Annotated in this window: 11 protein-coding genes; 6 read left to right on the top strand and 5 right to left on the bottom strand. The window is 49.5% G+C overall.

The annotated features are described in order from the left end of the window. Nucleotides 1-109: 109 nt before the first annotated feature. From BD749_RS17985 to BD749_RS17975, 3 genes are all read left to right on the top strand, one after another. Nucleotides 110-757 carry a hypothetical protein gene (locus BD749_RS17985; RefSeq protein ID WP_101447082.1) on the top strand — a complete coding sequence of 216 codons (648 nt, stop codon included), beginning with the start codon at nt 110-112 and terminating at the stop codon, nt 755-757. Between the two features lie 76 nt (nt 758-833). Then, a complete protein-coding gene (locus BD749_RS17980) occupies nt 834-1199 on the top strand; it encodes a DUF2200 domain-containing protein (protein WP_101447080.1) in 366 nt (121 codons plus the stop codon). A gap of 32 nt (nt 1200-1231) precedes the next feature. Further along, nucleotides 1232-2002, top strand: a complete 771-nt coding sequence (locus BD749_RS17975; RefSeq protein ID WP_101447078.1) for a LolA-like protein — start codon at nt 1232-1234, stop codon at nt 2000-2002. Nucleotides 2003-2055: 53 nt separating this feature from the next. On the opposite strand, the gene ung is transcribed toward BD749_RS17975, so the two are convergent. Next, entirely contained in the window at nt 2056-2718 is a 663-nt protein-coding gene (ung, locus tag BD749_RS17970; protein ID WP_101447076.1) for a uracil-DNA glycosylase, read from the bottom strand. Between the two features lie 97 nt (nt 2719-2815). Between ung and apaG the strand changes: the two genes are divergently transcribed. Together apaG and BD749_RS17960 are read left to right on the top strand one after the other, a co-directional pair. Next, nucleotides 2816-3202, top strand: coding sequence for a Co2+/Mg2+ efflux protein ApaG (gene apaG, locus BD749_RS17965; protein WP_101447074.1), 387 nt, complete (start codon nt 2816-2818; stop codon nt 3200-3202). A 268-nt stretch (nt 3203-3470) separates the two neighbouring features. Beyond that, nucleotides 3471-4256, top strand: a complete 786-nt coding sequence (locus tag BD749_RS17960) for an O-methyltransferase (protein WP_101447072.1) — start codon at nt 3471-3473, stop codon at nt 4254-4256. Here BD749_RS17960 and BD749_RS17955 read toward each other — a convergent pair. The 3 genes from BD749_RS17955 to BD749_RS17945 all read right to left on the bottom strand — a co-directional run bounded on the left by BD749_RS17955 (nt 4253) and on the right by BD749_RS17945 (nt 6944). Further along, nucleotides 4253-5029 carry a DUF695 domain-containing protein gene (locus BD749_RS17955; RefSeq protein ID WP_101447069.1) on the bottom strand — a complete coding sequence of 259 codons (777 nt, stop codon included), beginning with the start codon at nt 5027-5029 and terminating at the stop codon, nt 4253-4255. The two genes, BD749_RS17960 and BD749_RS17955, sit on opposite strands and share 4 nt — an antisense overlap. A gap of 73 nt (nt 5030-5102) precedes the next feature. After that, a complete protein-coding gene (kdsA, locus tag BD749_RS17950; protein WP_101447067.1) occupies nt 5103-5912 on the bottom strand; it encodes a 3-deoxy-8-phosphooctulonate synthase in 810 nt (269 codons plus the stop codon). Nucleotides 5913-6350: 438 nt separating this feature from the next. Next, nucleotides 6351-6944: a methyltransferase domain-containing protein gene (locus BD749_RS17945; RefSeq protein WP_101447065.1), complete on the bottom strand. Its 594-nt coding sequence runs from the start codon at nt 6942-6944 to the stop codon at nt 6351-6353. A gap of 76 nt (nt 6945-7020) precedes the next feature. On the opposite strand from BD749_RS17945, the gene BD749_RS17940 reads away from it, so the two are divergent. Continuing rightward, nucleotides 7021-8001: a hypothetical protein gene (locus tag BD749_RS17940; protein WP_101447063.1), complete on the top strand. Its 981-nt coding sequence runs from the start codon at nt 7021-7023 to the stop codon at nt 7999-8001. 321 nt (nt 8002-8322) lie between these two features. Here BD749_RS17940 and cphA read toward each other — a convergent pair whose 3' ends face one another. Beyond that, nucleotides 8323-10953, bottom strand: a complete 2631-nt coding sequence (cphA, locus tag BD749_RS17935) for a cyanophycin synthetase (protein ID WP_101447061.1) — start codon at nt 10951-10953, stop codon at nt 8323-8325. Nucleotides 10954-11204: the final 251 nt, after the last annotated feature.

The raw sequence follows: 11204 nt of genomic DNA, 5'->3' as shown, positions 1-11204 counted from the left end.
AAACGGTTGTGAAAGAATAAGAACTCCAGCCGCCAACAAGGTTTATACCCAATGCTTCGGCTGATTGCCTCGCACAAGGTATACACGAGACCGTTAGCGTGTACATGAAATGATAAAAGCTCTACACATCATATTGCTAATTCTACTCTTTGCTTTTGCTACCAACGCACAGGACAAAAAGGGTAAAGGAATAGAATTGAATAAAAAAGAAATTGAGCAGTATAGTTACGACACGCTTCTAAGTCAAGGCTATCACCTTTCTTACAGAGTCTATCTTGACTCAGCAACAGACGAAGGACTACAGAGCCTTACACTTGTAAAAGGGAAGAGGGATATTAAGCAGTTGAGCGAGACAAGCTATCCAATGCTTCATAAGAACCTTGGTTACATCGGAGCAGACTTTGGCGATACTTTCCTTTTTGTGCAGTCATTCGGTTCAGGGAATCCTCACGAGATACAGCTGATTGACAAGAAGACAGGCAAGGAATTGATGAATGGGGTTTGGGTGGATGTGAACCAACCAGAAAAGGTAATCCTTTACATCACAAACATATATGAAGAAAACGAAGACCTAAAACTCCTTGACCTAAAGAATAAGAAGGAAATAGTAGTCAAGGATTTCTCGGATTCCAACTGCGTAAAAGAGCAAATTGGCGGACTTAGGAACTGTGTAGAAATAGATTCTGTGACTTCAAAAGAAATCATTCTGAAGATTGAATCAGAAGGAGAAAGAATAACAAAGAAATACAAACGCTAACCACACCCATAAGCCAGCTACGCCGCCTTATGGCCAAGTACGTTAACCTCCGACTAAAAACATTACAACACCAAACATGAAAACTACCCCCGAGCACGACGCACGCATGGCCAACATGACCTTTGCTTCTGTATACCCGCACTACGTTACCAAAGTAGAAAAGAAAGGCAGAACCAAAGAGGAACTGCACCAGGTCATTACCTGGCTAACGGGTTTTGATGACGCGCAACTGCTGAAACTGATAGAAGAGAAAGCAACCTTCACTGACTTTTTTGAGCGGGCGAACTTAAACCCAAATGCGCATCTGATAACGGGCGTGATCTGTGGCTATCGGGTAGAAGACATTGAAAACCCTTTGACCAAGCAGGTCCGGTATTTAGACAAGTTGGTAGACGAGTTGGCAAAGGGTAAAAAGATGGAGAAAATTCTGAGAGGCGCCTGAAAAAAAGCAAACCTATACTTATACATAAAACCGTGAAAAAAAACCTGTTACCCAGCATCCTATACCTGCTTCTCCCCTTCCTTACCCTAGCCTGCACCCAAAAGATGACAACAACTGCCAGCAAGCCTCAAAATGGTCAGCAAGTGATCGAGGCCATGTACCGCCACTGGGAAAACAAGTGGTACCCGAACTTTGCCTTCGACCAACGGGCCATTTTCTACAAGGACGATCAGGTGAGCCGTGAGGAGATCTGGCAGGAAATCTACAGTTACCCGGCCAATCTGCACATCCGCTTCGATGGCTTTGAGACCGGCAACGGCGTGATCTATAACCAGGATACGGTCTATACCTTCAAAGAAGGGCAATTGGCGAACAAACAATACTCGATTCACCCACTGGTGCTGCTGAGCTTTGATGTGTACTTCTACGACCCAGCCACCACCATCCGCAAGGCACAGGAACTGAACTTCGACCTGAGCCAGCTGACAGAAGCGACCTGGCAGGGCCGCGAAGCCTATGTAGTCGGCACAACCGATCCGAACGATCAAAGCCGCAGCCAGATTTGGGTAGACAAGGAGAACCTCTATGTGGTGCGCATTTTAACGAATAACAAAGGCGTGGCCCGCGATGTGGAGATGAACAACTACCAGGAGATTGAAGGGAATATGGTCGCAACGGAGATCGTCTTTAAAAATAACGGCCAGCTGTTCCTGCACGAGGAGTACTTCAATATCTCCTTCCCTGAAAAAGTAGAGCAAAGCTGGTTTGACCCGAAGCAGTTTAAAACCACGAACTGGAAGTAAAATCTCAAACTGCTAGCTCCCCCTCCTGTTTTTAGGAGGGGGTTGGGGGGAGGTTACCAATCAATCGGCTCTTTGCCTTGCGCCTTCAGATACTCGTTAGCTTTGCTGAAATGGTGTGTGCCGAAGAAGCCGCGGTCGGCAGCGAAAGGTGACGGATGGGCTGCTTTGAGCACCAAATGTTTGCGTACGTCAATAAAAGCCCCTTTCTTCTGGGCATAGGCGCCCCATAGCATAAACACCACGCCTTCCTTCAGGTCATTCACTTTGCGAACCACGGCATCGGTAAACTCCTCCCAACCTTTTTTCTGGTGAGAACCTGCATCGCCTGCACGCACGGTGAGGGTGGCGTTGAGCAACAAAACGCCCTGATCTGCCCAACGCTCCAGGTTGCCGGTGGCGGGAAGGTCCTTTCCGAGATCGTTTTTGATCTCCTTAAAAATATTGATCAGCGAGGGAGGTATGCGCACACCATCCTTCACCGAAAAAGCCAATCCATTGGCCTGATTAGGGCCATGGTAAGGGTCTTGGCCCAGAATAACTACTTTTACCTTATCAAAAGGGCAGTGCTCGAAAGCGTTGAAAATCTGGTTTCCAGGCGGGTAAACTTTTTGGGAGGTGTACTCGTCTTTAACAAAAGACACGAGGTTTTTGAAATAGGGCTTTTCAAACTCTTCTTGCAGGATTTTTTGCCAGCTTTCTTCTATCTTTACATTCATGAGCGTCTGTAGGGGTTTAGGTCTGCCTGGACACAGGTAACAGGCCTGGAATGGCTATACCTGAAACAGATGCTAATTATACAAAAAACTCTGTAACATGGATACAAAAACTACAGAAGGAGTAAAAGTAACGGTCACGACCAACTACCTGCCCGATTACTCCAGTCCGGTACAGCAGCACTTCGTATTTGCCTATAAGATCAGTATTGAGAATAACAGCGAGTTCACGGTGAAGCTATTGCGCCGCCATTGGTACATACACGACGCCACTGGCTCTGTGCGTGAGGTGGAAGGCGAAGGCGTGGTGGGCCAGCAGCCTGTGCTGGAGCCCGGCGAGTCGCACGAGTATGTGTCCGGTTGCAACCTGAAGACAGGTATGGGCAAAATGCGCGGCACTTACCTGATGGAGCGCATGGTCGACGGCAAACAGTTTCATGTTACCATACCCGAGTTTTCGCTCATCGTACCGTATAAGTTGAATTGATAGTTAAATTGCTGAATTTATGATTCGGCTATACCTGGTTAATTGTTGATTGTTTATTGCTGATTGTTGTTTCGGCTATAACAGACTGATTGTTGAAAGGGGTATTCTTGTTTAAATGTTGATTTATCGATACTTGAATTAATTGTTTCATTGTTAATTCGGCTATACCTTTAAATTTGTAGATTCTGAAGGATTAATCTGATTTACACACTGAGATCATCATCCAGAAAACAACAATTCAACCATCAACAATCTAACAATTTAAACGTTGCTCCCCTTCCACCTTGCGGCAAATTACCTGCTCTACCGCCTAAGGGCTTTTAAGCTGCACGGAGTCCACTCCCCTTTTGTATTCGACCTGTATCAGAACGTCATCTTGCATGAAGGCGATTACTACGCCTATCCGTTAGTTGAGGAACTGCGTGCTTCGTTACTGTTGGAGGACAGAACCATCCCTGTTACTGATTTTGGGGCTGGTCCGAAGGCCGGACTAAGAAAAGACCGCAAGATCAGCTACATTGCCCGCACCTCAGCCAAACCCGCCAAATATGCGCAACTGCTGTTTCGGCTCATAGCCCATTTCAAGCCCCGAACTATTTTCGATCTGGGTACATCTCTCGGCCTCACCACATCATACCTGGCCATGGGAAACAAGCAGGCTAAGGTCTATACCTTCGAAGGTTGTCCTTCCATTGCAGCAGAGGCTAAGGCTACTTTTGTAAAGCTGCGACTACAGAACGTGCAGCAGGTCATTGGTAACCTGGATGATACGCTGCGACAGCAACTGCGACTAGTGGAGCAACTGGATTTCGTTTTTTTTGACGGAAATCACCGCTACGAACCCACCATGCGTTATTTCGAGGCCTGCTTAGACAAACACCACGAGCATAGTGTGTTTGTAGTGGATGACCTGTATTGGTCAGCTGAGATGAAGCGGGCCTGGCGGGAAATCAAGCAACATCCGCAGGTATGCCAAACCATTGACTTGTTCTATGTCGGGCTGGTGTTCTTCCGCAAGACCCAACCGAAAGAACATTTTACCTTGCTTTACTAATCATTCTCCCGCACTACCTGCGCCTGCCAGCCGCCATACACGCCCTCAAACTCCTCCGCCATTTGCCATAACTCCACCGTAATGGTATGGATTTCCTCCTCCGTAACAGGTAGCACTTTCGCTACCACGAGGCTATAAGGAACATCCGATTCATTTTGGTTCTTGCCTTCCTGGACCAAGGTATAGCCGGCTGCTTCTGCTGCACGCTTAAAGTCCGCGCGGTTAGCTTCCGTTGCGAAACTTATAAAGTGCGACACAGGGCGGGGAATGTGGTGTTCGTCTCCCTGTTCCTCCATCATGCGCAGAATACGGCTGTTGCGAATGCTTTGCATGTCGGCTGGCTCCGGGAACAGGAAATCCAGGTATAGGCCCCAATCGGGGTCGTGCAGGTTGTTAGTGGCAAAGGTATAGGCGGGAAATTGCTGCATCACGTTTGTGGCGATCACTTCCGGTAGGGCTTCCTGAGCACTGTAGAAGTAGAAGCTGCGCTTGCCGTCGTGCAGCAGTTTGCCTACAAAGGCAGCTTGCAGCGAGTTCTGCAACGCTTCCACCAATGCCTCTTCGATCGCCTCCAGCTGCTCCCACTCGGCTTCATCTTCCGGAAAGCCATCCGCATCAGGCTGTTGCAGTGCTACCACTAGCTCAAAGGCACGGTCTTTTTCAGGTATAGGCGCCATGTGCTCATAAGCCAGATCGACGCTGATGCAGGCAGGGCGCTCGTTGATGTCGCAGAAATAAACTTCCCACTCGGGGGTATGGGTAGGTGTGGTCATAGGTGTCATCTAAATGAAATAAGGAGAGCATCAACCACAGTCAATGCTCTCCTTTCATATGTTAATCGGCTGTCTAGCGAATAGCCTGGCGGATACGGATCAGTTTGGTGAGCAGGCCTTCAAGCTGGTCAAGTGGCAGCATGTTGGCGCCATCTGACTTAGCGATGGATGGCTGTGGGTGCGTTTCGATGAACAGTCCGTCGGCTCCAACCGCAATGGCCGCTTTGGCGATCGTCTCGATCAGGGCTGGCTTGCCGCCGGTCACACCGGAGCTTTGGTTAGGCTGCTGCAGCGAGTGCGTCACGTCCATCACCACCGGTACACCGTTTGTCTGCATTTCAGGCAGGTTTCGGAAATCCACCACCAGGTCGGAGTAGCCGAAGCTATTGCCACGGTCAGTCAGGATCACTTTCTCATTGCCCGACTCGCGCACTTTGTCCACGGCAAAGCGCATGGCCTCGCCTGACAGGAACTGTCCTTTTTTGATGTTCACTACCTTACCTGTTTTAGCAGCTGCTACCAGCAGGTCGGTTTGGCGGCACAGGAAAGCCGGTATCTGCAGCACATCCACATATTCAGCAGCCATAGCCGCTTCTTCGCTTTCGTGAATGTCGGTAACGGTAGGTATATCAAAAGTCTGGCTCACCTTCTGCAGAATGCGCAGCGCTTTCTGGTCGCCTATACCTGTAAAGGAGTCGAGGCGGGAGCGATTGGCTTTGCGGTAAGAGCCTTTGAAGATCAGCGGAATCTCCAGTTTATCGGTAATGGCTACCAGCCGCTCTGCGATCTGCAGGGCCATTTCTTCGCCTTCAATGGCGCAAGGACCAGCCATCAAGAAGAAGTTACCGGAGCCGGTGTGTTTCAGTTTGGGTATTTCGAACATAATGAATTGCTTGGTTTATACCTTTCGGCCTGCAAAGTTACGGGAAAAATTTAGTGATGTAGCGATTTAGTGAATGAGTGGTTGAGTGAGTTAGTGAGTTAGTGATTGAGCGATTTAGTGATTGCTAATTTGTTGTTTGTCTGAATCAGGATTTTCAGGATTAAAGGATTAACAGGATTCTATATTTGTAATCTTAGGATTCACAGAATTTAAGAGGGCTCCTATCCACAGATCATCAGAATTCACAATATCAACTGTTCCTATTAAGCCATCCTGAAAATCTTAAAACCATGTAAATCATTGGGTTAGGGGCCCTATATAAAGATTCAGACAAATAATACGTGTGCACAATTCGAACAGATTGCGATCTGTGCCTACAAGCTATACCTTTCTAACTTTTTAACGTCCCAACTTTCTAACTCACAAACTCTTAAAATCTTAAACTCCCAACCTCCTCAACTCTATAAACAGCTCCCTCCCTTGCCGTGGCGGGATGGAATTGTAGGCGGTTTCGAAGTGCAGGAACTCAAAATAGGGCTCGAAGTAGGTGCGGTATTCTTCGCGGCTACCGCCGAAGGGCGGGCCGGGTTGCTCAAAAATGGTGTCGAAAAGGAGGCCGACCAGTTTCCCCCCTGGCGTAAGTAGCTCAGCACATTTACGGGCATAATTAGGCCGGAGGCTTGGGTCGATGGCGCAAAAGAAGGTTTGCTCCACAATCAGGTCGAACTGGCTGTCAAGCGCAAAAAAGTCCTGGAGCAGCAACTGATCCTTTGGAAAATCCGGCACACGCTCAGAGAAAAGCTGCAAGGGCGCCTCGGCAACATCGGCTACATAGGTATGCACAAAGCCCTTATGGTATAGGTACTCCGCCTCGTAGGCGTTGCCGCAGCCCGGAACCAGGATGCGCTGGCCCGTGTTAGGCATCTGATCAAAATAATCGCGGAGTGGCGTCGTTATAGCCCCAACATCCCAACCCGTCTGGCCCAGTTGGTAGCGGTTTTGCCAGTAGTCGGCATTAAATTCTTGTTTCATCTTGTATGATAATACAGCAAAAGTCTTAAATTTGAAACTTGCATACGAACCATTCCAGACACAAAAAGCTTAAAATATGAGTACGCTGGAAAAAAAAGACACCCAAAACGAACATCAGCCCATGAACCCTTCTGAAAAAAGAAGCAACCGCAAACTCCTGATCAGCGGTCTCCTTGTCATCCTGATCAGCATCAACGGCATCCTGCTTTACATGAACTATCAGAAAAAAGAGAAAAACGAGGAACAGGCCGAGGTGATCCGTGTGAAAGATAAGGAACTGGAGAACCAGATAAAAGTGTACGAAGCCCTCAAAGCCGATTTTGAGCGCCAGAGCCAGGAATTGCAGGCCATGGGCCTTGAAAACGACTCGCTGGAAGCCCAGATCGCCTCTATCACGTCTGACCTGAACGAGTTGCGCGGTTTCCGTAAGAGCAGCTACAGCCTGGCTGACCAGCGCCGTTTCCGCGACCGTGCACAGGCGTTTGAGCAGCAATTGAAACAGAAAGACCAGGAAATTGCTACCCTAAAGCAGGACAACGAAGTGCTCTTTACAGAAAACACTTCGCTTAAAACAACCCAAAACCGACTGAGCGACAGCCTCACTACCATGAAGTCGACAAACGAGAACCTGGCTGAAAAGGTAAAAGTGGCCTCCAGACTCGAAGCACAGCGCATGAACGTGCAGGTGGTGAACAAACGCGGTAAAGAACTGGATGACAAGAACAACGAGTTCAAGGTAAAAAATGTGGAGAAGATCCGCGTGGCCTTTAACCTGGGCAAAAACGATGTGGCTCCGCGCGAGCCAAAAACGATCTACATGCGCCTGATCGAGCCAGATGGCGCAGCGCTGTATAACCTGTCTACCGGTTCAGGCTCTTTTGAGATCGACGGGGCGGACATGTACTACACAGCCAAGCGCGACATCGTGTTCGACAATACGCAGCAGCAGGTAAGCTTCGTGTACAGCAAAAACGCTGAGTATAAGAAAGGCCAGCACACGGTTGAGCTGTACGCCGACGGCTTCCTGATCGGAACGACCAACTTCGTACTGAAATAACATAAACCCTAAAGTCTGAAAGCCCCGTCCAAATGGACGGGGCTTTTTTTATGCCCGCCTGTACGCCCTAAGGTATAGCCGGTTTAATTGATGCAGCAGGTAGAGGTATACAGCTCACAAGTAATTTTCTCACCTTCTCCATCATCAGTTATAGTCGGCACAACTTTCAACAATTTAACTATCATCAATTCAACAATCAACAATTCCACAATCAACAATTCACCCCATAAAAAAAACCCTATCCTGAGGAAAGGGTTTTAGTCCATCGTTCACATGAAATTCTCTAATGCAGGCATTAGAATTTAATCAACAAGAAAATCTTTATTCCACCAGCATATTGCTGCGGTGTTGTATTACTTTAAAGCTCTCCACCATTTTCACAGACTCATGCACGTCTTCCGTGAAAATCGCTACAATGGAATCCGGTTCGGCATTCTCCAGTGCATAAGCGATGGCGCGCATCTCCTCCGGTATCACCTTTACCTGCTTGTGCGGGGCCACGTCCTCTATACCTTGCAGCATCGGCAACGTGATCTCCTCAGGCGTCTTTCCGCGCAGGTCGTTGTCTAGTCGGATGATGATCTCATCGAATATCTCCCCCGCAACTTGACCCATCTCGTAGAAATCCTGCGTTCTGCGGTCGCCGACGCCGGCTATGATGCCAACCTTGCGCGACACCTCCAGGTCTTCCATAAAGCCGCCGATGGCTTTCAGTCCGCCCACATTGTGCGCGTAGTCCACCAGCACCTCAAAGTTCGGGAACTCGAACAGGTTCATACGGCCCGGCGTCTTATCCGGCGAAGGGATGAAGGTGCGCAGGGCACGCTTAATATCTTCTATGTCAAAGTGCGAAACATAGCCAGCCAACGCGGCCGCCAGTATATTCTCAATGTTAAACTTCGCTTTACCACCAAAGGTCAGCGGCACGTCCCCCACCCGGTCGATGCGGATCTTGTAGCTGTTTTTGAAGATCGAGATATAACCGTTCTCAAAAACTGCAGCCAAACCGCCCTTGGCAATGTGCTTGAGGATGCGCGGGTTATTCTCGTCCATACTGAAGAAAGCCACCTTACACTTCAGGCCTTCTGCCATGGCATATACCAGGTCATCATCGGCGTTCAGAATGGCGTATCCGTCCTTGCTCACGCTCTTCGGGATCACCGACTTCACATTGGCCAGGTCCTCCAGGGTATGGATGTCTCGCAGTCCTAGGTGGTCAGAACTCACGTTGGTCACAATGCCGATGTCGCATTGGTCGAAGCCCAGACCTGAGCGCAGCAAGCCGCCACGGGCGCACTCCAGCACGGCAAAGTCTACGGTAGGGTCCTTAAGCACAAACTGTGCACTGTAAGCCCCGGTTGTATCGCCTTTTTCGAGCAGTTTATCCTGTATGTAGATCCCCTCGGTGGTCGTATACCCTACCCGGTAGCCCTTGTTTTTGACCATGTGCGCGATCAGGCGCGTGGTTGTGGTTTTCCCGTTGGTACCTGTAACAGCCACAATCGGGATACGGGCCGGCTTCCCGTGCGGAAAGAGCATGTCGACCACCGGCTCGGCCACGTTGCGCGGCAGTCCGTAGGTCGGCGAAATGTGCATCCGGAAACCGGGCGCCGCATTCACCTCCAGCACAGCACCACCCGCCTCGTTCAGCGGAATAGCAATATCGGTTGTCATCACATCGATGCCGCAGATATCCAGCCCCACCAGACCGGCAATACGCTCAGCCATCAGGATGTTGTAAGGATCTACTAAGTCAGTAACGTCGGTTGCAGTGCCTCCAGTACTTATGTTGGCCGTACTTTTTAGGTATAGCACTTCCCCTTCGGGCAGAACCGACTGAGTAGTAAGCTCTTTGGCCTTTAAAATATTTTTGGTGTGTTGATCAATTTTTATGCGTGTCAGGGCTTTCTCGTGCCCCACACCCCTTCTTGGGTCTTTGTTGGCCCGATCTACCAGTTGCTTTATAGTAGAAGCCCCGTCGCCGGTCACCATGGCGGGAGTACGCTTGGCGGCTGCCACAAACTTCTTATTGATCACCAGTAAGCGGAAATCGAAGCCTTGGATGTAGCGTTCCACCATCACCGCCCCGGAGTACTGCTGTGCGGCAGCCAGGCCTTTGAGGGCGTCTTTCCAGTTGGTGATGTTGATGGTGGCGCCTTTGCCATGGTTGCCGTCCAGCGGCTTCAGCACCAGCGGGTAGCCAAGGCGGTCGATGGCGCGTTTCAGTTCTTCCTGGTCGTATACAGTGGTTCCTTTTGGAACAGGTATACCTGCTTCCTCCAGCAGTTCTTTAGTGGCATTCTTGTCGCCGGCAATCTCTACAGCGAAGCAGGCGGTGCCGCAGGTCATGGTAGCCTGAATGCGCTTCTGGTTCACGCCGTAACCCAGTTGTATAAGGGAGTGGCGGTTGAGGCGGATGTAAGGTATACCCCGGCTCTCGGCCTCCGACACAATGGAGTAAGTGCTCGGTCCGAAATACTCATCCTCCCGTATCTGATGCAGGCGGTCGACATCTTCATCAATTTTGAATTTCTCTCCCTTGATGAGGGCTTCGGCGATGCGCAGGGCAGCATGCGCGGCATACTCTCCGGCACGCTCCTCCTGATAAGAGAAAATAACGAAATGCGTGCCTTGCTCGTGGGCCATGTAGCAGCGCCCATAGCCGCTCTCCATACCTGCCATTGTTTGCAGTTCGAGGGCGATGTGCTGCACGACATGGGCAAAGGTGGTGCCTTCTTCCACGGACTTAAAAAAGCCGCCAGCCACGCCTTCGCTAGCGCGGTGAGCATACATGTCAGGGAAAAGTCGCTTGAGACGGTCAGCAAAGCCGGTTACCTCATGGGTAAGGGTATCGGCTAATTTTTCCAGGTCCAGCTTCAGTACGATAATTTTAGGATGCTCAACAGACCAGTAGTTTGGTCCGCGCATGATGCGCAAGTCTGTAATCTTCATGGGAATGGGTAAGCAGCTTGTATTGCCTGATCAGATAAGTTGTAGGTGTTGAAGGAAACGGCAACCTAAAAATTGCCTGCTTGCAATACGTTATAAGTCGACAAAGGATATAGGCAGTGTAGAAAAATCAGAACGATCCGATTGAAGTAATTGGGAGATAATTACTTAGGTATAGAAAGGTGATTTAGGGTGGGGTTGGTATACCTGTTTACCTTTTGTCTGAATCTTTCTATAGGGCCCCTAACCCAAGG

Source organism: Pontibacter ramchanderi (genome assembly GCF_002846395.1).
GTDB classification, from domain to species: domain Bacteria; phylum Bacteroidota; class Bacteroidia; order Cytophagales; family Hymenobacteraceae; genus Pontibacter; species Pontibacter ramchanderi.
This window is presented reverse-complemented; position numbering and strand designations above follow the sequence as displayed.